This window comes from Marinomonas phycocola, assembly GCF_047525455.1.
Lineage (GTDB): Bacteria > Pseudomonadota > Gammaproteobacteria > Pseudomonadales > Marinomonadaceae > Marinomonas.
Genome location: NZ_JBLIXL010000001.1, coordinates 309,124 through 331,227, shown reverse-complemented (window position 1 = coordinate 331,227; position 22,104 = coordinate 309,124). Strand labels below are relative to the sequence as shown.

General features: G+C 40.7%; 21 protein-coding genes. 3 read left to right on the top strand and 18 right to left on the bottom strand.

The genetic code is table 11. The annotated features are described in order from the left end of the window. Nucleotides 1-20: 20 nt before the first annotated feature. From ACMUMJ_RS01650 to orn, 11 genes are all read right to left on the bottom strand, one after another. A complete protein-coding gene (locus tag ACMUMJ_RS01650; RefSeq protein WP_414677055.1) occupies nucleotides 21-1,199 on the bottom strand; it encodes an ATP phosphoribosyltransferase regulatory subunit in 1,179 nt (392 codons plus the stop codon). Nucleotides 1,200-1,211: 12 nt separating this feature from the next. Further along, nucleotides 1,212-1,409 (bottom strand): DUF2065 family protein, encoded by a 198-nt coding sequence (locus ACMUMJ_RS01645; RefSeq protein WP_414677054.1) that lies wholly within the window; start codon nucleotides 1,407-1,409, stop codon nucleotides 1,212-1,214. A gap of 105 nt (nucleotides 1,410-1,514) precedes the next feature. After that, on the bottom strand, nucleotides 1,515-2,384 hold the full coding sequence (gene hflC / locus ACMUMJ_RS01640) for a protease modulator HflC (protein ID WP_414677053.1): 870 nt from the start codon (nucleotides 2,382-2,384) through the stop codon (nucleotides 1,515-1,517). Next, a complete protein-coding gene (gene hflK, locus ACMUMJ_RS01635; protein ID WP_414677052.1) occupies nucleotides 2,384-3,619 on the bottom strand; it encodes an FtsH protease activity modulator HflK in 1,236 nt (411 codons plus the stop codon). The genes hflC and hflK overlap by 1 nt, the downstream gene beginning before the upstream one ends. Nucleotides 3,620-3,657: 38 nt before the next feature. Next, nucleotides 3,658-4,944, bottom strand: a complete 1,287-nt coding sequence (gene hflX, locus ACMUMJ_RS01630) for a ribosome rescue GTPase HflX (protein ID WP_414677051.1) — start codon at nucleotides 4,942-4,944, stop codon at nucleotides 3,658-3,660. A gap of 35 nt (nucleotides 4,945-4,979) precedes the next feature. After that, nucleotides 4,980-5,225 carry an RNA chaperone Hfq gene (gene hfq, locus ACMUMJ_RS01625; RefSeq protein WP_414677050.1) on the bottom strand — a complete coding sequence of 82 codons (246 nt, stop codon included), beginning with the start codon at nucleotides 5,223-5,225 and terminating at the stop codon, nucleotides 4,980-4,982. 97 nt (nucleotides 5,226-5,322) lie between these two features. After that, nucleotides 5,323-6,255 (bottom strand): tRNA (adenosine(37)-N6)-dimethylallyltransferase MiaA, encoded by a 933-nt coding sequence (miaA, locus tag ACMUMJ_RS01620; RefSeq protein WP_414677049.1) that lies wholly within the window; start codon nucleotides 6,253-6,255, stop codon nucleotides 5,323-5,325. Continuing rightward, complete coding sequence (gene mutL, locus ACMUMJ_RS01615; RefSeq protein ID WP_414677048.1) at nucleotides 6,255-8,183, bottom strand: DNA mismatch repair endonuclease MutL; 1,929 nt, start codon at nucleotides 8,181-8,183, stop codon at nucleotides 6,255-6,257. The genes miaA and mutL overlap by 1 nt, the downstream gene beginning before the upstream one ends. Nucleotides 8,184-8,236: 53 nt before the next feature. Beyond that, nucleotides 8,237-9,574, bottom strand: a complete 1,338-nt coding sequence (locus tag ACMUMJ_RS01610) for an N-acetylmuramoyl-L-alanine amidase (protein ID WP_414677047.1) — start codon at nucleotides 9,572-9,574, stop codon at nucleotides 8,237-8,239. 86 nt (nucleotides 9,575-9,660) lie between these two features. Next, nucleotides 9,661-10,122 (bottom strand): tRNA (adenosine(37)-N6)-threonylcarbamoyltransferase complex ATPase subunit type 1 TsaE, encoded by a 462-nt coding sequence (gene tsaE, locus ACMUMJ_RS01605; protein ID WP_414677046.1) that lies wholly within the window; start codon nucleotides 10,120-10,122, stop codon nucleotides 9,661-9,663. Between the two features lie 111 nt (nucleotides 10,123-10,233). Then, nucleotides 10,234-10,779: an oligoribonuclease gene (orn, locus tag ACMUMJ_RS01600; protein WP_414677045.1), complete on the bottom strand. Its 546-nt coding sequence runs from the start codon at nucleotides 10,777-10,779 to the stop codon at nucleotides 10,234-10,236. Between the two features lie 72 nt (nucleotides 10,780-10,851). Between orn and rsgA the strand changes: the two genes are divergently transcribed. After that, complete coding sequence (gene rsgA, locus ACMUMJ_RS01595; protein WP_414677044.1) at nucleotides 10,852-11,880, top strand: small ribosomal subunit biogenesis GTPase RsgA; 1,029 nt, start codon at nucleotides 10,852-10,854, stop codon at nucleotides 11,878-11,880. A 7-nt stretch (nucleotides 11,881-11,887) separates the two neighbouring features. Here the strand turns inward: rsgA and ACMUMJ_RS01590 are convergent, their stop codons facing one another. Together ACMUMJ_RS01590 and motA are read right to left on the bottom strand one after the other, a co-directional pair. Next, the gene (locus tag ACMUMJ_RS01590) at nucleotides 11,888-12,790 is read right to left on the bottom strand and encodes a flagellar motor protein MotB (RefSeq protein WP_414677043.1); all 903 of its coding nucleotides are present in this window, start codon (nucleotides 12,788-12,790) and stop codon (nucleotides 11,888-11,890) included. A 50-nt stretch (nucleotides 12,791-12,840) separates the two neighbouring features. Then, nucleotides 12,841-13,695 carry a flagellar motor stator protein MotA gene (gene motA, locus ACMUMJ_RS01585; RefSeq protein ID WP_414677042.1) on the bottom strand — a complete coding sequence of 285 codons (855 nt, stop codon included), beginning with the start codon at nucleotides 13,693-13,695 and terminating at the stop codon, nucleotides 12,841-12,843. Nucleotides 13,696-13,821: 126 nt separating this feature from the next. Between motA and ACMUMJ_RS01580 the strand changes: the two genes are divergently transcribed. Beyond that, complete coding sequence (locus ACMUMJ_RS01580) at nucleotides 13,822-15,306, top strand: HDOD domain-containing protein (protein ID WP_414677041.1); 1,485 nt, start codon at nucleotides 13,822-13,824, stop codon at nucleotides 15,304-15,306. Between the two features lie 31 nt (nucleotides 15,307-15,337). Then, nucleotides 15,338-16,195 (top strand): archaetidylserine decarboxylase, encoded by an 858-nt coding sequence (asd, locus tag ACMUMJ_RS01575; RefSeq protein WP_414677040.1) that lies wholly within the window; start codon nucleotides 15,338-15,340, stop codon nucleotides 16,193-16,195. Between the two features lie 353 nt (nucleotides 16,196-16,548). Here the strand turns inward: asd and secF are convergent, their stop codons facing one another. From secF to queA, 5 genes are all read right to left on the bottom strand, one after another. Beyond that, nucleotides 16,549-17,460, bottom strand: a complete 912-nt coding sequence (gene secF, locus ACMUMJ_RS01570) for a protein translocase subunit SecF (protein WP_414677039.1) — start codon at nucleotides 17,458-17,460, stop codon at nucleotides 16,549-16,551. Between the two features lie 10 nt (nucleotides 17,461-17,470). Then, a complete protein-coding gene (gene secD, locus ACMUMJ_RS01565; RefSeq protein WP_414677038.1) occupies nucleotides 17,471-19,321 on the bottom strand; it encodes a protein translocase subunit SecD in 1,851 nt (616 codons plus the stop codon). Nucleotides 19,322-19,395: 74 nt separating this feature from the next. Then, nucleotides 19,396-19,722: a preprotein translocase subunit YajC gene (gene yajC / locus ACMUMJ_RS01560; RefSeq protein ID WP_414677037.1), complete on the bottom strand. Its 327-nt coding sequence runs from the start codon at nucleotides 19,720-19,722 to the stop codon at nucleotides 19,396-19,398. 71 nt (nucleotides 19,723-19,793) lie between these two features. Next, nucleotides 19,794-20,912 (bottom strand): tRNA guanosine(34) transglycosylase Tgt, encoded by a 1,119-nt coding sequence (gene tgt / locus ACMUMJ_RS01555; RefSeq protein ID WP_414677097.1) that lies wholly within the window; start codon nucleotides 20,910-20,912, stop codon nucleotides 19,794-19,796. 26 nt (nucleotides 20,913-20,938) lie between these two features. Beyond that, nucleotides 20,939-22,006, bottom strand: coding sequence for a tRNA preQ1(34) S-adenosylmethionine ribosyltransferase-isomerase QueA (queA, locus tag ACMUMJ_RS01550; protein ID WP_414677036.1), 1,068 nt, complete (start codon nucleotides 22,004-22,006; stop codon nucleotides 20,939-20,941). Between the last annotated feature and the right edge of the window lie 98 nt (nucleotides 22,007-22,104).

Sequence of the window (22,104 nt, the reverse complement as noted above, 5' to 3'; positions counted from 1 at the left end):
ATTTAATTATCAACAAAATTTTACAGATCAACAGAAACCGTCTGCCAATCTCCATTAACACAAACCAATTCGAAATCCGCATTGAGAGCTAAAGTAGCGCCATTTAAAGCTTGGACAACTTTAAAACCCTCAGATCTTAATTTAGAAATAACTTCCCACAAAGAGGCATCATCACTAGCAGGCGCCAAAACAACCTTACTCTCTGGTAAATTGAAGTCAGATAACAAAACCAATGTTTTCAAATCAGCACTAAACCCAGTAGCCAATCTAGAACGGCCAAACACTTCACCTATATTATTATATCTTCCACCACGCGCAATTGCATTGCCTTGACCAGGTAAATAAGCGGCAAAAACCAATCCAGTATGATAGTTATATGACACTAAATCACTTAAGTCGAAATGAAATTGGACATTTGGGAAACGTAAAGAAATGGTATCTTTTACCCATTGCAATTGCTTTAGTGCAGCATCTGTACTTTCACTCACCCCCCCAATGAGTTTATGCGCTCTAGAAATAACAGATTCATCACCACATAGACGAGGCAATGCATTTAACCAATTAGACTGGTTTTCAGGCAATTCAAGAGAGGCAACAAAAACTTCTAGCTCAGGAAGATCTTTCGTTTTATAAAGGCCAGAAATAATATCTCGTTGAGAGTCAGACAAATCACAAGATGACATCAGGTCACATACAATATCAACATGACCAAGATCCAATACTGGAGCATTTATTCCAGATGCAGACAATGTTTCTATCATCAAAGATACTATTTCAACATCACTCTCCACCCCTCCGTGCCCATACAGTTCCGCACCAATTTGAATTGGACTGCGTGTACCATCTAGTCCTGACGGCACGGTCCGCAATACACTACCACAATAGGACAAGCGCTGGATGGCGTCACCTTTTAAACAATGAGCATCAATTCGAGCAACTTGAGAGGTAAAGTCAGCTCGAATTCCCATCATACGGCCTGAAAGCTGATCAATCACTTTAAAGGTTTCATTCTCTAAATCAGAACCTGCGCCGGTTAACAGTGAGTCTAGATATTCTAATAAAGGAGGGATAACCAATTGATACCCCCAAGAATGATGCAGATTAAGCAAGGTTCTTCTTAAGTGCTCAATTCTTTCTGCTTGTGCAGGTAAAGATTCATCAACCCCATCTGGGAGCAACCAGCGATCAGCTAATGTCATTAATTTTTCCTCTTAGCTTCGAACTAAATAAAGCAGAAACAGCCCCAATAACATACTTACAGAGCCTAAAATACGCAGATTCAAATTTGAGCTGGCAATGGCTTTAAACATTATCTTTCGCCAAATGTCAGGCACAAGAAATGGCAAGATACCTTCAACAATCAAAAGAAGGCTTGCACCAACAAGCAGCGATTGAAACAGTTCGTGCATATATTCTCATTTTCTAAACATGAAAAAACCGGGCTGTTACCCGGTTTTTTCAATCATACCATGTTTCCTATTTGAACAAATAGAATTCACCTTAAATATAAAGCCTTAAGGGTCAATTTTATTTAAGTATTTGAAAAACTCACTATCTGGTTTCACTACAAAAATGTCACCTTGAGAATTGAAGCTTCCTCTATAAGCTTGCAAACTGCGGTAGAATTCGTAGAAATCAGGATCTTGAGTATAAACACTTGAATAGATGTTGGCCGCTACAGCATCACCGTCACCACGAATAATTTCCGAATCACGGTAAGCCTCAGACTCTAAAACTACCTGCTGCCTATCTGCATCAGCACGGATACCTTCAGCAAGCTCTAGACCCTTAGATCTATGCTCTCTTGCTTCACGCTCACGTTCTGTACGCATACGCTGATAAACAGACTCACTAACATCAGGCGGAAGATCGATTCTTTTAACACGAATATCAACAATCGTAATGCCTAATTCAGATTTAGCAACCTCATCCAAACCAACACGAAGCTCATCCATCAACTGGTCACGCTCACCAGAAACAACTTCGTGCATAGTTCGCTCACCAAATTGATTCCTTAACCCCGTATCAACACGTGAAGATAAAACTCGATTGGCAATAATTTCATCACCAGACGTCGCTGTATAGAACTTAGACACAGACTCAATACGCCACTTAACATAAGAATCAACAATTACAGCCTTTTTCTCAAGTGTCAAATAACGTTGAGGGCGCGAATCCATCGTTAATATACGAGCATCAAATTTTTTCACTTCGTTCATGATTGGCAGCTTAAAATGCAAACCCGGCAACACATCGGCTTCGACAATTTCACCAAACTTTAAAACAACCGCACGCTCAGTCTCTTTTACAACATACAATGTTTGAGAAGCGACTAAAACCAAAACCAGGACAACAAACAGTAAAGAAACAGATAAATTTTTCATTAATTTCGGCCCTCTCTACGTGTCACGCCTTGTCGTTTTCGTATCTCGTCAATAACTTGATCAGTGATGTTTCCGATATTAGATGACAACACAGAACTTGACGCAGTCGACGATTCAGCAGTCTTATTACTCATTATTTTATCAAGAGGCAAGTACATCATATTATTACCGCCTTCAACATCTACAACCACCTTACTCGAATTGGCATAAACCTCTTCAATGGTTTCTATATATAAACGCCTTTTAGTAACTTCCGGCGCTTTCAAATATTCTTGATAAAGTCGATCAAAACGGTCAGCTTGACCAGAAGCTCTAGCGACGACTTCAGAGCGATACGCCTCAGCTTCTTCACGAATACGCTGAGCACGACCCCGAGCCTCAGGAATTATTCCATTGGCATAAGATTCAGCTTCGTTTCGAACACGTTGCTCATCTTCTTTTGCCTTGATAACGTCATCAAATGCCTCTTGAACCTGAGTAGGCGCTTGAGTATTTTCAACGTTTACTTTCGATATTAACAAGCCAGTACCGTATACATTAATGTAGTTCTGTAATCGGGTTTTAACGTCATCCGCCAATAATTCACGACCTTCAGTTAAAATTTGATCCATTTCAGAACTACCTACAACATGCCTTAACGCACTTTCAACAGCTTGAGCCAAACTATCTTCAGGGTTACGTACATTTAACAGATAATTTTTCGGTTCACTAACGGAATACTGAACAGAAACACCTACTTCAACTATGGCTTCATCAACAGTTAGCATCAATGCTTTATGATCATGTGAACGCACTTTAGTAACGTTCACTTTACTAACCAAATCAATCATAGGTGGATTCCAATGAAGACCAGGCATTACTGTTTCATAGTACTTACCTAACCGAAGCACAACACCACGCTCTTGCTGATCAACCTGATAAACACCCGATGCCCCCCAAAGGCCCAAAAGACCTATGATAGCAATAGTAACGATACCTCCACCAAACTTGCCAGGTAGACCATTACCCCCGCCAGAAGAGCCACCACCTCGGCCGCCTTTTTTGACACCTAGCATCTCCATCAACTTACCAAAAGCCTCATCTAAATCTGGCGGCCCTTGCTCATTTTGTTTTTTCCTTCCCCACGGGTCATTTTCTGGGGCATTATTATCAGTATCAGACTTACCACTTGAATTACGATCTTTACCAGAATTCCAAGGGTCTTTGTCATTATTACCCGGTTCATTCCAGGCCATAAAACCTCTCCATTATTAATCAAAAAAATCTCAAAAAACTAAGCCACGAGCAATTGCTCTTTACTTAAACCTGTTTTCGCTAAAATCTGTAAAAAATCTTTTTCAGGCAATCGTACATTTAAAATAGAACGACCATCCTCATCAAACTTTTCAGAAACAACCGCACCATGCTCAAACATAAAGGCTCTAAACTTACCTGAATCTCTAGGCAGCACTAGAGTCTCTTCGATAACGTCTACCCCAAGAAGTTCAGAAATGGCAGATTTTAATAAAGAAACACCCTCACCTGTTCTAGCAGACAGCCACACGCGATAAGGTTTGCCACTTTCATCGCGGTCAATTCTAGGCTCAACATCTGAAAGTGCATCTACTTTATTAAAGACAACCAAAGTTGGAATTTCATATGCACCAATTTCATGCAGGACATCGTTTACATGCTGAATATTTTCATTACGGGACACATCACTAGCATCAACAACATGCAGCAATAGATTGGCTTCGGATGATTCTTTTAACGTCGCTTGAAACGCCTTAACCAAACGATGAGGCAGTTTTCGAATAAAACCAACCGTATCAGCCAAAACAATAGAACCTATCTCAGGCATGTCCAAACGACGAAGAGTAGGATCTAACGTTGCAAACAATTGATCCGCTGCATAAACCTCTGCCCCAGTAGCTCGGTTAAATAAAGTAGACTTCCCCGCATTAGTATAACCAACCAAAGAAACCGTTGGCGTCGCAGAACGAGTCCGTGCTCGACGGCTTTGATCTCGCTGCACACCGACTTTATCTAAACGTTGTTGAATCGCTTTGATGCGATCACGAATTAAACGACGGTCACTCTCAAGTTGTGTTTCGCCAGGTCCGCGGTTACCCACACTACCCTGACGTTCTAAGTGAGTCCAACCTCTAATTAATCGTGTTGATAAGTGATGCAATTGAGCCAGCTCAACCTGAAGCTTGCCTTCATGAGTCCTAGCTCTCTGTGCAAAAATATCTAAAATCAATCCAGTCCGATCAAGGACTCGGCATTGAAGAAACTCTTCAAGATTACGCTCTTGAGATGGCGTGAGTGAATGATCAAAAATAACAACTTGCGCTTCTTCACGAACTACAATAGTCATGATTTCTTCAAGCTTACCTATACCAACAAAGTATTTAGGGTCTGGCTTTTGACGAGACCCTGTTACAACAGCAACAGGATCTGCGCCAGCAGAGATTGCAAGTTCTACACACTCTTCAGGTCCATACGAATTCAATGGATCATTAAAATCAATATGAACAAGAACGGCTAGATCACCACTTTCTGGGCGTTCAAAAAACAAATTAATCTTCCTATACTAGCCCGCTGAAAGGCCGGCTATTCAGTTGCATCTTCTGGGTTTTCAGGAGATGGAATACGAATTGTACGAGATGGCACCACCGTGGAAATAGCGTGCTTATATACCATCTGACTCACAGTATTTTTTAATAAAATGACAAACTGATCGAATGATTCAATTTGTCCTTGTAATTTAATACCATTTACCAAAAAAATAGAAACGGGTACTCTTTCTTTACGCAGCACGTTAAGATAAGGGTCTTGTAATGATTGCCCTTTTGACATTGGAATCTCCTTAAATAAACAAAAAAATAGGCAAAAAAACAATTAATTGCCATTAAAACAATATTATAGATAGTACACGAATTCTCTTTCTATTTCCCTATATAATCCTGCTTTCAAGATATTTCAAGGCCTGCCTAGAAAGATCTTTCGATAAACTATCAAACACTTCTAGATTTTCCCAGCTTCGCAACCACGTAATTTGACGTTTTGCCAACTGCCTCGTTGCAATAACCCCTTTATCTATAGCATCAGTTAGCGAACATTGCCCATCTAAATGCATCCATAATTGCCTGTAGCCAACACATCTCACGGAAGGCAAATCAATATGAAGATCCCCTCTTCTATATAAAGATTCCACCTCATCCAAAAAACCTTGCTCCATCATAATACCAAAGCGCTCCTCTATTCGACGATGCAAAACAGATCGCTCATTAGGCATTACGGCAATATCAACCATATTAAAAGGGAGAGACTGTGACTGCTGCTCTGCCCACAAGTCCGTCATTGACCTACCTGATAGCAAAAACACTTCAAGTGCTCTTTGTAACCGCTGAGGATCATTCGGGTGAATTCTCGCAGCAGAAACAGGGTCTACTTTCGCCAGTTCGGAATGAATATACGACCACCCATTAAGCTCAGCATCTTTCTCAATATTAGCCCTAACCGCTTGGTTCGCCTGAGGCATTACAGCCAACCCTTTCTTTAAGGCATTGAAATACATCATCGTCCCACCTACTAATAAAGGAATCTGCCCTTTAGAAGTAATGTCATCAACTTCTTTTTTAACATCCGCCAAAAAATCAGCCGCAGAATAAGATTCAAGAGGGTCTATAATATCAATAAGTCTGTGCGGCGCTCGTTCCAACATATCGCTATCAGGCTTCGCTGTTCCAATATCCATCCCTTTATAAATCAATGCTGAATCGACACTTATTATTGAATAATTATGATTCTGCACCAACTCCACCGCAAGGCCGGTTTTACCAGAAGCCGTCGGACCCATTAGACACACAACAGAAGGTTTTTTCACTACCGACCTCTTAAAAAAAGTTTATCTAAATCCGACATACTTAACTCAGTCCAAGTCGGTCGACCATGATTGCATTGCCCGCTTCGCTCTGTTACTTCCATATCACGTAGCAGACTGTTCATTTCTGTAATCGTTAATTTTCGATTCGCTCTAACAGAGCCATGACAAGCCATGGCCCCCATCAACTCATTTGCCCTAGCCTCTAACAAGTCCGTACCGCCGTTTTCATTCAAATCACTAATGACGTCTCGAACAAGACCCTCCACGTTTGAATCAATAAGAACAACAGGAACCTCCCTCACCATGACACTTTCTAATCCTGTTCTTTCAACAACAAAGCCAAAACGATTAAAAGCACCACTATCACTTTCTACAATATCTGCTTCACTCTGAGAAACAGACACATTAATTGGAACCAAAAGAGGCTGAGAAACAATCGCATTTCTATAAAACGCATCCTTCATTCGCTCATATAAAATTCTTTCGTGTGCGGCATGCATATCAACAACAACAAGACCATGAGCATTTTCAGAAAGAATATACACTCCGTGCAACTGAGCAACAGCAAAACCTAAAGGAGGAATGACAGCATTACTTTCTTGGACTGAAAACACATCATTGGTAGAATGAACCTCGCCCGTCTCAGGATCAACGTATTCTTGCTGACCATCAACACTACTGACCACCTCAGCAAAGCGATTTAGACCATCAACAGCAGAAAGCTGATTACGAATTTTTCCAGCATCAATCGAGGGTCTCTGATAATTAGAAAAACTTTCCCTAGCTCCTACGGCACCACCAATATGCCTAGCTGAGTTTAAAATAGGCTGCAACAATAAATTAGACTGCGTTTTGATTGTGGACCCCATCTCAACATCAGTAGAGCTACCAGTAGCAGCATCCACTCCAGGCTCACTCGATTGAGGCCTTACATCAGCAAGCACTTTATGAATTTTACTGAATAAAAAATCGTGAACTAAACGCCCATCCCGAAATCTAACCTCATGCTTAGTTGGATGCACATTAACATCGACTGTTGCAGGATCTAACTCTAAATACAAAACAAACGTCGGATGACGACCGTTATACAGCACGTCTCGGTAAGCTTGGCGTACAGCATGTGCAACTAACTTATCTTTCACAACACGCCCATTCACAAAAAAGTATTGTAAATCCGCTTGAGAGCGAGAAAATGTAGGAAGGCCAATCCACCCCCACAGCCGCAAGCCTGCCGCTTCTACATCCAAAGTTAACGCATTTTCAATAAATTTTTTACCTAATAAAGAAGCCAATCGGTGCTCAGCGCTCATCTGATCCCCAACAGCTCTCAAGTCATACACCTGCTTACCGTTATGACTTAAACGAAAACCAACATCGTAGCGGCTCAAAGCAATTCGCTTCAGCACCTCTTCTAAGTGGGAGAATTCAGTTTTCTCTGTGCGTAAAAACTTTCGTCGAGCTGGCGTATTAAAGAACAAGTCTCTCACTTCAATGGTTGTTCCATGCAAGTGTGATGCAGGCTTAATGGCCGTCGCCATGTCTTTACCTTCTGCCTCAACCCGCCACGCCTCATCGTCATCGCGAAACTTAGACGTCAATAATAAACGAGATACTGAGCTTATACTGGCAAGAGCTTCTCCGCGAAAACCTAACGTCTGAACAGACTCCAAATCATCCAAGGTATGAATTTTACTCGTGGCATGGCGACTCAAAGCCAGCGCCAAATCATCCTTTGTTATTCCATTTCCATTATCACGTATTTTTATCTGCCGAACACCACCTTGCTCAATTTCAATATCCAATTGGGTTGCACCAGCATCCAAACTGTTTTCCAGTAACTCTTTGACTACGGATGCTGGACGCTCTACAACTTCACCTGCTGCAATTTGGTTTGCCAATCGTGGACTAAGTAGATGTATTCTTTGCATATAAATAAGGGCCTATAACATTTTCCAAATGTGCTTTAATAGCCAAACATTGACTAACTTGTCGGGACAATTAACTTCTGCCCAATTCGAATTACATCATTTTTAATATTATTCGCCCCCCTCAACCGACTTAGAGAGACATCATTTTTCTTAGCAATCTCAGATAACGTATCTCCTTTAGAAACCGTATACACTCGAGATCTCGATTGTCGCTGCTTCCAGTCTAATAAAGTCCCCACAGGAGGGTTCTTTGAGAAAGATGCAACCACCCCTTTTGAGATAGACGATGCGAGTTTTTTCCTATAGGCAAAGCTGCCTAAATTTTTTGCCTCTATTGCATTAGACACAAACCCAGTTTCAATCAGAATCGAAGGAATATCAGGAGACTTTAAAACAACAAACCCTGCTTGCTGGACTGTGCTCTTATGTAACCTCGCCACCCTCCCCATTTGATTCAACACACTGGATCCGATATCTAAACTAAATTGAATAGTCGAATTCATTGACATATCAAGAAGAACTTCAGCCAATAGCTGATCTTTATCATCAAGTGATATACCGCCCACTAATTCAGCAGATTGCTCTTGCTCTGCTAACCATCGACCCATTTCGCTGGTTTTCCCACTTAACGATAGAGCCCAAACCGACGCACCTCTTGCACTTGATTTGGTGAATGCATCCGCATGAATAGAAATCAGCAAATCTGCATTAGATTCACGAGCAACTTGAGATCGCTTTCTCAAAGGAAGATACACATCAGAAGATCGAGTCAATACAGGTTTAAAACCCTGTACTTTAGATAAATTTTTAGACAGCTCTTTCGCAATTGAAAGCACAATGTCTTTTTCACGCACTTTATATTTACCCAGAGCCCCAGGGTCTTTACCACCATGACCAGCATCAATAACAATGACGATGTCACGCTTTGACTCACCTAAGCTAGATAAAACTTTTGACGGCGCTGCCTTTGGTGCTTTAGTTTGGCCATACTCAAGCTCAACCAATACCCTAGGCCCAAACTTACCAGACGCCGATAAGGTCGAACTTTTTGACTTTACTTGTTTTGATAAATCTAAAACAAAGCGCACTCCACTATCTCTCTGAGCAAAACGAACACGCTTTAGCACACCAGATGACAGTTTTTTTAAACTGTCTTCGGAAGACTTAGAAAAAGTTGAGTTATTAATATCGAGTACAACACGTTCAGGGCCAGACAAAGAAAACATCTTGTGCTCAGCAGGCTTATTCAACTCAAAAACAAGCCGAATTATGCCTTCTTGTTCTGCCATTCGCACATCTTTCACGTCAACAGCGAAAGCAAAACATCCCCAAAACAAGCCGATCAGCAAAACAAAGATTTGCGACAATGAAACACTATTTTTTACATTCATATCATACAGCTAGAGTTAATAATGATCCCACTATAACGACTACAAACAGAGACCTCAACAAAGCAACAAAACATTCTTCAAGAGCCTTATAGACATCTAAATTTATCTAATGCCTTCTCGCCTGCCGAAGTAATCGATTCAAGAGAAATCAATCGCCCTTGCTTCCGTCGTGTTAAACTTACAATTAAGTCTGCCTCTGGAAGAACACCCTCACCTTTATCTGGCCACTCAATTAAACACAGTGACTCATCTTGAAAATAATCGCGTATCCCCATGTACTCAAGCTCTTCTGCATCCATTAAACGATACAAATCAAAATGGTACACGGTGATTAACTCAACTTCATAAGGCTCCACAAGCGTATACGTAGGGCTTTTTACTGGGCCAATATAATCAAGCCCCTTCAAGACACCTCTAACTAAGGTTGTTTTACCCATCCCTAAATCACCCTGGAAATGCACCGACTTCAAACCCAAAAAAGCAGGAGCAAGACGCTGACCAAGCAATTCCATTGCCTCTTCACCATAAATTTCACACTCGATACTCATTCTTTCACCTAAAATATACAGGTATTTTTATAAAATGGTTAACACTACGCCTAAATCAAAAAAGACTTTTCTGTATCAATACAAAAAAGTCCCTTTATACACATCAGAAGGCTAAACCTTAAAAAAAGTTTTTCGATAATACTTAAGCTCTTCTATTGACTCTTTAATATCATCTAACGCCAAATGAGTACCTTGTTTTTTAAAAGCGTCTAATATTTCAGGCTGCCAGCGACGCGCAAGTTCTTTAATTGTACTAACATCAACATAACGATAGTGAAAAAAAGCCTCCAGCTCAGGCATATACTTCCAGAGAAAACGTCTATCCTGACCAACACTATTACCACAAATAGGTGACACACCTGCCGGCACATATTTGGCTAAAAATTCAATTGTCTGACGCTGAGCTTCGCCCATATCAACATCGCTAGAAAGAACACGACTTGTTAAACCTGAAACGCCATGATGTTGAGTACACCAATCATCCATCGCATCCATTGTTTCTTTAGATTGTCGAATTGCCAAATTTGGCCCTTCTGCAAGTACATTTAAGTTTTTATCAGTCACAATAGTTGCGATCTCAATAATCGTATTTGACTCTGGATCTAACCCCGTCATTTCCAAATCGATCCAAATAAGATTCTCTTTGTTTAAACTCATTTTTGCCAAATCCTTTATTAACGTTGCTAAGCATTATACTCTATGCCACAAAATAATGGACCATGAAATAGAATGTCAAAAAGAAAACTTACTAAACATCAAGCGTGGCGTATTGAAAAAATACACAAAGAACGCTCAGAACGCGTTAACAAAAGGTCCGAAAAGGCTGAAGAGATTTTACAATCTTCTGATTTAGGGTCAGAAACAGAAGGGTTAGTGCTTTCTCATTTTGGTACTCAAGTAGAGATCGAAGGCACATCCCCCCCCTATAAAGGCATTACTACAAAATGCAATTTAAGGGCAAATCTAGGTCAACTTGTTACTGGTGACAGAGTTGTTTGGCGCCCTCAAAAAAATGGAGGGGGGGTTGTGGTTGCCGCCCTAGACAGAACAAGCTCTCTTTCTCGACCTGATATGCACGGGAGACTAAAACCTGTTGCAGCCAACATTGATCATATTGTAATTGTGATCGCAGCCGAACCTCTAGCCCATGCAAATCTTATTGATCGCTATTTAGTTGCCGCTGAAACGGTCGGCATCCGACCTGTTATCTTACTCAATAAAACCGATCTAATTAACGACACAAACCGAGAAAGCTTAGACGCGTTATTATCTACCTACCAAGGACTCGGTTATGAGGTTATCAGAACATCTAGCCAAGACCAAAACGGCATGGAGAGCCTTTACACTTTCTTAAAGCAAAAAACGAGCGTGTTTGTTGGTCAGTCAGGTGTTGGCAAAAGCTCGTTAATCAATCAGCTTTTACCCGGTATAGACATCGCCGTAGGCGAACTTTCAACAAAGCACAAAACAGGCACACATACGACGACGACAGCAAGACTATTCCACATACCAAAAGGAGGCGATTTAATTGACTCTCCAGGAATAAGAGAGTTCGGCCTCTGGCACATTTCAGAAGAACAACTGCTCAATGGATTTATAGAATTTAAAGATCATTTGGGATATTGCCGCTTTCGAGACTGCTCCCATGAACAAGAGCCAGGCTGCGCGATTTTAGATGCCCTTGAAAAAGGATTGATCGGGCAAAAACGCTTTAAAAGCTATCTAAGAATAAAACAATCTATATTAGAACATACCTAATATGGCATCAGAAAACCGATTCAGGATCCAATTCTAGCTTGTGCTCAAATACTTCAAAGCCGAAACGCTTACGATTCCTTTCAAGTAATGCCTGATAGGCGTCGTCATTTAATATTGTAATAGTAATGCGTCTATTTTGAGGGCTTTCTAGATTAAATTGATCATAAGGAATATGATCCGCCAACCCCACAACCTGAGCAATTCTCAACCCAAAAACCCCACTTTCTTCCATAATTCGCCTTGCCGCATTCGCTCTTCGAGAAGATAAATCCCAGTTATTTAACTCCCCTCCCCCAAAAGGAGAAGAGTCTGTATGCCCAGAAATAACAATGGGATTATCTATCTGCTTAATGATACCGCCCATACTTAAGATAAGGTTTTCAATATCTGGCAACATAACATCACTACCTTTCTCAAACATAGGGGTTTCTGTATCATCTAGAAAAGTCACTCTAACGCCTTCCGGGGTAATTTCGAGCTTTACATTTTTTTCAGATTCATCTAATTGCTTTAATTTTGTAAAAGAATCACCTGCCAACGCATTCAACTTTTCCAACTCCTCCCCATTATTGCCGCCCCCTTTTTCCTTATCACGCGTTAGCTCCTGACTGCTCCCAGTCTCAGTGAGATCAAGCTGAAGTTTTTTTTCAATACTCTGAGCAGGACTGCCACCTAAATCGATTGGACTCGCACTGTAACCCGCTGTTGCAGGCCCTAAAGGATCATTGAAATACCCTTCAATAATGGCTAACTCTTCTGGTGAAGAAACACTAATAATCCATAATACAAGAAAAAAAGCCATCATAGCCAAGGCAAAATCTGCTAACGCTATTTTCCAAGCACCACCGTGAGCACCATGCTTTTTTACTTTTTTAACTCTACGGATAACTAAATTTTCTGCATTATTCATCATTAATGCCTAATAATAGATGTATTCACAATTAAATCGTCTTAGATTTACTATCTATACTGCTTTAAATAATCTGACAACTCTGAGAAGCTCGGCCTTAAGTCAGCTAGCAACAATTTTCGACCTGTTTCAACCGCAACAGGAGGAGAATAACCAGCAACTGAGGCAACCAAGCTGGCTTTAATACACAAATAAGCCTTCACTTCATGTTGCCCCAAGCTTTCTAAGTGGGACGAGACTGGCCCAACAAAGCCATAAGCAAAGAAAATCCCTAAGAATGTGCCGACTAACGCTGCCGCAACATGAGCACCAATCTCTTCCATTGGCCCACCAATAGACCCCATCGTAATAACAATACCTAATACAGCAGCTACAATCCCAAAACCAGGAAGCGCTTCAGCTACTTTATTTACCGCATGAGACGGAGCAACAAGCTCCTCTTCTATCTGTTCAATTTCAGCATCCATAATGGCATCAATTTCATGAGCAGGAAGACCCGTCAACGTAAAAATTCGATAATTGTCCGTTAAAAAATAAACCACTTCATGGTCTCTCAAAACATCAGGGAAATTTGAAAACAACGCACTCCTAAATGGGTCCTCAATATCCTCTTCAATTGACAAAAAACCATCTTGGCGGCTTTTTTGAAATAAACTGTAGGTTAAAGACAATAACTGAAGGTAAAAATGCTTGTTATGACGACTTCCAAATAAAACCTGAGGGAGCATTTTAAGCACTTTTTTCTGTAATGATAATGGGTTAGCAGTCATAAAGGCGCCAAGCGCTGAGCCACAAATAATCAATACTTCAAAAGGCTGCCATAGTGCAATTAAGTTACCATGTGAAGCAAGATACCCAGTAACAACACTTACAATGACAACTAACATACCCAGCACTGCAAACATATTTTTTAATCCCTAAGCCTTCTTAAGTGTATGCTCAACCAAGATTATACAGTATGATAAATGACATCATGATTATATTTTATGATGCCTTTTGTAAATTAATTAGAGCCATTAATGTAACCAGCTATGAGCGACAAGTCACCCTTTGGCCTAGAAGAATGGCTAACTTTTTTACAAAGTAAAAAGCTACCAGTCAGTGCTGGCAATTTCTCTCGCCTTAAAAAGCAAATAAAATCACCTGATGAAACGTTGGATAAACTACAAAATAACATTGCATCGGAACCTTTTTTAGCCTTTACAATTCTCTCTGAAGCAAATCGAGTTGTTCCAAATAAGCGCTCAGATATTAAAACTCCCAATCACGCTGCCTCTATGGTTGGAATGAACGGCTTATCAAAAACGCTTGGTCGATTAGAACCATGTGAATACTCCAAGAAAAACCCGGCCCACAAACATTTTTTAAGACAAGTTCAAATAAGCTATGAAGCCGCATCGATTGCAAAAAGATGGGCCATAGAAAAACGCAGCAACACCTACGAAGAGATTTTTTGGGTTACATTTTTTAGAGATGCAGTAAGATGGATGATGTGGTTTTATGCAGAACCACAAATGAGCCAAATGGTGAATCATCTTAAAGAAGGTAAATCGTTAAAAACAGCAGAAGAATTGTCCATTGGGTGTCGATTAGATGAACTTGCTGTAAAACTTTTTCAAATATGGCAAATCCCCAGCATTATCATTCATTCATTTTTAACGGATCACATTCCCAATACAAAAGAGCTACAAAAGCTCGCCAACCTGGCAACTGATCCTAATTCAATGCCAGGATACACAGAAGATAAGCGCTTAACAATTTTAGCAAATAGCCAATTACTACTTGCATTTTGTGCAACAAAAGTCGCTCACGGAGCAAATAACGTTGGCTGGGAATCAAAAAGTCTTATTCTTTACTATCAAGTGATTGCTTGTGTGCTTCATTGCAAACAAGGCCGAGTCGTTCAAGCCACACATTTTGCCACTGTAGAGGCCGCCCAGCGCTATTCTCATTCAGATAAATTACCAATTGCACATCAGCTGCTTTCTCCAAATTTATATGTAACTAAAAACTCAAAAGCACGATCTTCTGCAAAAATACAGCCAGCCCAAATCATTAATCAACTCTATAAAAATTATAATGGAGACCAAAAACAACTAGTAAAGGAGACATTAAAAACAGTCAAGACCGTTATCTCAAACGCTCAACACGCACTGGTTTTAGTGTATAAACAGAAAACCCAAAAAATCTCTCCTGCACTTCAATTTGGATACGACTTAGACACGCTGAAACAAATAAACTGGAATACCTCTTCCGTTGTTTTATCTCGTCTTGTACAAAAACAAAGCGTCTCAAACTTACCGAGCAACAAACTCAAAACAACCATTAGTAAATTTCCACTTTCCGTACAACAAATTTTGGATGAAAGAGGGCACATGCTTATTGGGTCATGCCCTGAAAGCGATGGCAGCACCTTTATAATATGGCTTGACACTCGAGCAACGTTTACAGATTCAGACTTTAACAAATTTAAATCAATCATTTTAACGGTAAGCAAAGCGCTGACCAAAAGCTAACAAACTTACTTACTTTTGACAGGACTCTACAGTGAATAAAGATCTAATTTTTGCGTTCCTACAACACATCACCCCTCAAAAATCGCTTTCTCGATGCATTGGACGAATGGCAGAATGTGAAATCGATTTCATTAAAGACACCTTTATCAAACACTTTGTTAGTAAGTATCAAGTTGACATGTCACAGGCTATTGAAAGCGATCCATTTGCATACCGTAATTTTAATGACTTTTTCACTCGGGCGATAAAACCAGAACTAAGGCCTATTATTGATGCTGAAAACAGCATTGCTTGCCCCGCTGATGGCGCTATCAGCCAAATCGGTGACATCGAGTACGGTACAATCATGCAAGCAAAAGAACACTCTTATAGCCTGACATCCTTATTAGGTGGAGACGCAGAGTTATCCAACCAATTCCTTGGCGGTAAATTTGCAACTGTATATTTATCACCCAAAGACTATCACAGAGTACATATGCCACTGGACGGCAAGCTAACAAAAATGATACATGTCCCTGGCAAATTATTCTCTGTTAACAAAGTAACAGCTGAACAAATACCTTCTGTCTTTGCAAGAAACGAGAGAACCATCTGTCTATTTGAAACAGAAGCCGGCCCAATGGCTGTTATTCTTGTAGGGGCAATGATCGTTGCCAGCATTGAAACAATATGGGCAGGACAAGTGACGCCAATGAGTAAAGACGTCGTTACTTGGGATTACTCCCAGTTAAGCGAAGTCAACCTAAAGAAAGGCGAGGAAATGGGACGCTTCAAACTAGGCTCTACTGCAATTGTTCTATTTGGTAAAGATGCTATTGAATGGGAAGAAAGCTTATCTGCTGAAGCTCCTACGACAATGGGAATGCTATTTGGTAGCACAACAAAATAACATACAAATCGCCTGAAAGAACCGTATTAATTAGAGCTCCAATACGATTCTTTCATTCGTGCGCTCACCGCAACATTACTCTTTTCACATATATAACAGCCATTCTCAATATGCTTCATAATATCTACTCGATATACCAAAATAAATAAACTTAAATTGCCACCACTTTATCACATCAATTGCTGTTTTATGACGAAAAAACTCAAAGCATTCCTTATTTCATTCGCTTACATTAACTGTACCCAAGCCCTCTGCTAGACACCTATTCATTGTACATTCGAAAATAGCATGGACGTTTTCAATAAAAAACGCCTAATGAGACTCATTAGGCGTTTTTAAAAACATCACTTCGTTTACGGAAGATCATCCTCAAACTCTTCTTTCGGCGGAGGAATTAAATCGTCACGCGAAATATTTTGTGCAATTAATAAATTAGCTGCAACAAACACAGAGGAGTAAGTCCCAATAACCACACCAACTAATAATGCAAATGCAAAACTATGAATGGCTTCCCCACCAAAGAAGAACAATACCAACAAAGTAAATATCGTTGTCAAAGAGGTAATTAACGTTCTGCCTAATGTTTGGTTAATTGACTCATTAATCAACTCAACAGGTTCTGTTTCACGCATTATTCTGAAGTTTTCACGAATACGATCACAAACAACTATCGTATCATTCAAAGAATAACCTACTACCGCCAATAACGCGGCGAGTACGGTCAGGTCAAACTCCATCCCTAATACGGAAAACACGCCCAAAGTAATAATCACGTCATGGCCTAACGCAGCCACAGAAGCGAGAGAGAACTTAAATTGAAAACGAACCGCTACGTACATCATTACGATAGCTAACGCCAACAACATTCCTAGCCCACCCTGCTCTCTTAGCTCTTCACCTACCTGAGCACCGACAAACTCAGAGCGCATTAACTCAACACCTGAATTATCAGCTTGCAGAACAAGAAGAACTTCATCACCTAATGTCGGAGTAAAAACGTTTGCTAAACGCACAACAACGTCAGTGGATGATCCGAAGTTCTGCACAACGACATCATCATACCCATGATTAGCAAGAGACCGCCTAACGTCATCTAGGTTAGGAGCAACGTCATACGCCACTTCAACCAAGGTTCCACCCGTAAAGTCCAAACCAAACTCAAGACCCTTTGTCACCAAAGAGCCCAACGAAATAGCAATTAACAAAACAGAAAAGACAGCAACGACTTTTCTCATCGCCATAAATTGAATATTAGGCACTCTCACATCATGCTCCTTAAATGTACAAACGCTTATTCTTGCGTCCACCGTACACTAAATTAATTTGTGCACGGGTCACTAGAATCGCAGTAAACATCGACGTCAAAATACCCAAAGATAACGTCACAGCAAAACCTTTCACCGGACCAGTACCAACAGCAAATAGAATAACAGCGACCAATAATGTCGTTATATTCGCATCGAGAATGGTTGTGAACGCACGATTAAAGCCTGAATGAATAGCCTGCTGATTCGGCAACCCTGCTGCCAACTCTTCTTTGATCCGCGAGAATATCAATACGTTCGCATCGACGGCCATTCCCATTGTTAATACGATCCCAGCAATACCAGGTAAAGTTAACGTTGCAGACAACATAGACATACACGCCATTAAAAGCACAATATTCATTATTAAAGAAACATTCGCAAAGATGCCAAAGACTTTGTAATAAACTAGCATAAACAGCATAACAACCAACAAACCAATTTGTGCAGAGACCATTCCTAAACGAATGTTTTCTGCACCTAAGCTAGGCCCAATAGTCCTTTCTTCTACAAAATAAATTGGCGCAGCCAAAGCACCTGCACGTAACAGCAAGGCTAAATCAGACGACTCTCTTGGGCCATCCAAACCAGTAATTCGAAATGAATTCCCTAGTGTAGACTGGATGGTGGCTAGAGAAATAATACCCTTCTCACTAAAAGACTGACGCTCTTCAATCAACTTACCGTCTACTTCAACAAAACGAGTGCGGGATTTATACTCAATAAAAACAACCGCCATACTACGACCAACAGCAGTACGAGTAACTTTACTCATTTGCCTGCCGCCTTTAGTATCTAGACTAATATTGACTTGAGGTTGACCGTTTTCATCAAATGAAGAACTCGCATCTGAAACGCTCTGACCCGTAATAATAATATCTCGCTCTAACCGAGCCGTCCTACCAGTTCCATCTCTAAAATCCATTGACTCAACACTTGAACCTGTATCATCAAGCGCTGCTTCTAATCGAAATTCTAAATTGGCTGTTGCACCAATAATACGTTTCGCTGCTGCCGTATCCTGAACTCCCGGTAGCTCAACAACAATACGATTACTACCTTGACGCTGAACTAAAGGCTCTGCAACGCCAAGCTCATTAACACGGTTACGCAATGTCGTTAAGTTTTGTTGCAGAGCATAGGCTTCAATTTCTAGTTTAGACGCTTCTGAGAAACGCGCTTCTAAGTAGAATTCGCCGTCTTTCTCTGTTGTAGAATATAAATACTCTTCGAATTCATCCTCTAATGTCGCCAAAGCCAAATCCAAATCCTCTTGTTTGAGAAAACGAATTGATAACACACCGCCTTCAACATCCACTCGACGATAACGGATTCTTTCTTGACGCAATAAGGTTTTCATTTCACTGGCAGCAACAGTAAAACGCTGCTGTAATGCAGCGGGCGTATCAACCTCCAACAAAAAGTGCACACCCCCACGCAAATCAAGACCAAGCTTCGCAGGGCCAGCTCCCATAGATGACAACCAATCAGGCGTAGTAGGGACTAAATTCAATGCACTAACATAGTCATCCCCTAATACAGAAGAAAGAATAGGGTTTGCCGCTAATTGATCTTCTCCATTATTAAAACGAAAAGTAGCACCGACAGACGTTAACTCTGCGGCTTTGAGTCGAATACCCGCTTTGTCTAGAGCGTTTGACACCCTATCCAAAACACGTTCATCTACAACAACGGTCGCTTTTTGACTAGAAACTTGTAACGCTGGATCGTCTGGATAAAGGTTTGGTATCGCATAAAACACACCAAGCGCCAATACAAAAACAATCAGCAAATACTTCCACAAGGGGTATTTGTTAAGCATAAATATTCCTTTACACCTAAAGAAAGAATTAGAAACATAAAAAAAGCGCTTTCAAGTGAAAGCGCTTAAAGAGGTTAGATAGACTTAAGTGTTCCTTTAGGCAACACAGCAGCAACAGCGGCTTTTTGAAATTTCAACTCAACACCTTCTGAGACTTCAAGGGCAACGTAGTTATCATCAACACGAGTTACTTTTCCAAGCACACCGCCATTTGTTACCACTTCTGTTCCTTTCGCTAATGAGGTTAAAAGCGCTTTATGCTCTTTTGCGCGCTTTGCTTGAGGACGCCACATCAAAAAATAAAAAATAATGACAAAACCAACTAACAATACAATATTAAAAATACCAGCATCCGCAGGTGCGCCGCCTTCAGCATACGCTGGCGAGATCAATGCGATCATCTTTATACTCTCCAATTATTTAAACATTATTTATGGTCATACACTCACGACCCTTCTTATTACGGAAGATTTTACTCAGCTAGAACAGGGACATCGAGCCCTCTTTTCGCGTAAAATTCATTAACATACTCATCAAATTTACCTTCATCAAGCGCCTTTCGCAATCCCGCCATTAGGTTTTGATAATATCGTAAATTATGAATCGTATTTAATTGCGCTCCAACCATTTCTTGGCACTTATCTAAATGATGTAGATATGACCGAGAAAAGTTTTTGCAAGTGTAGCAGTCACAATCACTATCTAACGGTGCTGTATCATGCCGATGTTTAGCATTACGAATTTTAACCACCCCTTCAGATGTAAACAAATGACCATTACGCGCATTTCGTGTTGGCATAACGCAATCAAACATATCTACGCCTCGGCGAACACCTTCAACCAAGTCTTCAGGCTTACCTACGCCCATTAAATACCGTGGCTTGTCTTTTGGCATTTTTGGCGTGATGTAATCCAATACTTTCATCATTTCGTCTTTTGGTTCACCAACAGACAACCCACCAATCGCGTAACCATCAAAACCAATATCGACCAGACCTTCTAATGACTCATCTCTTAAAGATTCGTACATACTTCCCTGAATAATGCCAAATAATGCCGAAGGGCTGTCACCATGCTCTTTCTTCGAGCGGTCAGCCCAGCGAAGACTCATTCTCATTGATTCAGCAGCCCTTTGCTCAGTCGCTGGATAAGGCGTACATTCATCAAAAATCATAACGACGTCCGAGCCTAGATCTTTTTGAACTTGCATGGATATTTCAGGGCTTAGAAAGACTTTTGATCCGTTAATAGGAGATTGAAAGCTCACGCCTTCTTCCGTTATTTTTCTCATCTCACCTAAAGAGAACACTTGAAAACCACCAGAATCCGTTAAAATCGGTTTTTTCCATTGCGTAAAATCATGCAAATCACCATGCGCCTTTACTACTTCCGTACCTGGCCTTAACCATAGATGAAACGTGTTACCAAGAATAATATCTGCACCAATTTCTTCGATGTCCTTAGTCAACATGCCTTTTACTGTGCCGTACGTCCCTACAGGCATAAATGCGGGTGTTTCAACATTACCTCTAGGAAAGCGTAGTGTCGCGCGACGTGCCTTACCAGATTCGGCAGACACATTAAAATCCATAAAACATTCGGGACGCTTTTCACTCATTATTCAAATTCCTCATTTACCGGCCCGATTGCGTTTGGGTTCCGACTAATAAACATTGCATCGCCATAACTAAAAAATCGATACTTTTCTTCAATTGCCGCTTTATAGGCATTCATTACTTCTGAATACCCCGCAAAAGCGCTAATCAGCATAATCAACGTTGATTCAGGTAGATGGAAGTTCGTTATCATTGCATCCACTGTTTTAAAGATATAACCCGGGTAGATAAAGATACTTGTATCCCCCGTCATTGACTCCAATACGCCAGACTGACTCGCAGACTCTAAACTGCGCACACTGGTTGTACCGACAGCAATAACGCGCCCACCCTTCGCCTTTGTATTGGCAACCAGATCCACAACTTCTTGCTCAACTTCAATGTATTCTGCGTGCATTTGATGATCTTCGACTGCTTCAACCTTTACCGGTTGAAACGTTCCGGCACCGACATGCAAAGTAACAAATGCTACTTGCACACCTTTATCTTTGATTTTTTGCAAAATGATGTCATCAAAATGCAGACCTGCCGTTGGTGCTGCAACGGCTCCCGGTTTCTCATTGTAAACCGTTTGATAACGCTCTCGATCAAATTCTTCATCAGGTCTTTCAAGATAAGGAGGCAAAGGAATATGACCTACTCGCTCCAATACTTCCAATATAGGTTCTTCGAACTTCAGTCTAAACAATGCCCCTTCGCGTCCCAACATTTTTACAGGGACCGATTCACCTTTATCCGTACCTAAAACAATGTCACTTCCTACTTTAGGCGATTTACTGGAACGGATATGGGCTAAAATTTCATACGGCGACAGCAAACGCTCAACCAAAACTTCCAACTTACCACCAGAAGCTTTTTGTCCAAATACACGAGCAGCAATCACCCTAGTATTATTAAATACCATTAGATCACCAGGATTGACAAGATCAAGTATTTGCTCAAATGAACGGTGGCTCAATTCACCTGTTTCGCCACTTAATTGAAGTAAACGACTGGATGTACGCACTTCCGTCGGATAACGGGCAATTAAAGAATCAGGCAAATCAAAGCGATAATCAGAAACTCGCATGGTTTAACAGCACTCATAAAAAAAAGACCCAGCATTCTAGCGAAAATCAAAGCAAAAAGGTACGAATGCCGCTACATCTTAAAAAAAAGTCCTGAATT

Excerpts from the sequence above, each read along its gene's own strand:
- hflC (WP_414677053.1), bottom strand. The coding sequence starts at position 2,384 with ATGAAAAATTTATCTGTTTCTTTACTGTTTGTTGTCCTGGTTTTGGTT.
- motA (WP_414677042.1), bottom strand. The coding sequence starts at position 13,695 with ATGTTTGCAGTGCTGGGTATGTTAGTTGTCATTGTAAGTGTTGTTACT.
- hfq (WP_414677050.1), bottom strand. The coding sequence starts at position 5,225 with ATGTCAAAAGGGCAATCATTACAAGACCCTTATCTTAACGTGCTGCGT.
- tgt (WP_414677097.1), bottom strand. The coding sequence starts at position 20,912 with ATGGATTTTAATGTGTCTGCCGAATCTGGTAAGGCACGTCGCGCGACA.
- tsaE (WP_414677046.1), bottom strand. The coding sequence starts at position 10,122 with ATGAGTATCGAGTGTGAAATTTATGGTGAAGAGGCAATGGAATTGCTT.
- ACMUMJ_RS01645 (WP_414677054.1), bottom strand. The coding sequence starts at position 1,409 with ATGCACGAACTGTTTCAATCGCTGCTTGTTGGTGCAAGCCTTCTTTTG.
- rsgA (WP_414677044.1), top strand. The coding sequence starts at position 10,852 with ATGTCAAAAAGAAAACTTACTAAACATCAAGCGTGGCGTATTGAAAAA.
- secD (WP_414677038.1), bottom strand. The coding sequence starts at position 19,321 with ATGCTTAACAAATACCCCTTGTGGAAGTATTTGCTGATTGTTTTTGTA.
- yajC (WP_414677037.1), bottom strand. The coding sequence starts at position 19,722 with ATGATCGCATTGATCTCGCCAGCGTATGCTGAAGGCGGCGCACCTGCG.
- ACMUMJ_RS01580 (WP_414677041.1), top strand. The coding sequence starts at position 13,822 with ATGAGCGACAAGTCACCCTTTGGCCTAGAAGAATGGCTAACTTTTTTA.
- mutL (WP_414677048.1), bottom strand. The coding sequence starts at position 8,183 with ATGCAAAGAATACATCTACTTAGTCCACGATTGGCAAACCAAATTGCA.
- ACMUMJ_RS01650 (WP_414677055.1), bottom strand. The coding sequence starts at position 1,199 with ATGACATTAGCTGATCGCTGGTTGCTCCCAGATGGGGTTGATGAATCT.
- queA (WP_414677036.1), bottom strand. The coding sequence starts at position 22,006 with ATGCGAGTTTCTGATTATCGCTTTGATTTGCCTGATTCTTTAATTGCC.
- ACMUMJ_RS01590 (WP_414677043.1), bottom strand. The coding sequence starts at position 12,790 with ATGAATAATGCAGAAAATTTAGTTATCCGTAGAGTTAAAAAAGTAAAA.
- hflK (WP_414677052.1), bottom strand. The coding sequence starts at position 3,619 with ATGGCCTGGAATGAACCGGGTAATAATGACAAAGACCCTTGGAATTCT.
- ACMUMJ_RS01610 (WP_414677047.1), bottom strand. The coding sequence starts at position 9,574 with ATGAATGTAAAAAATAGTGTTTCATTGTCGCAAATCTTTGTTTTGCTG.
- orn (WP_414677045.1), bottom strand. The coding sequence starts at position 10,779 with ATGAGTTTAAACAAAGAGAATCTTATTTGGATCGATTTGGAAATGACG.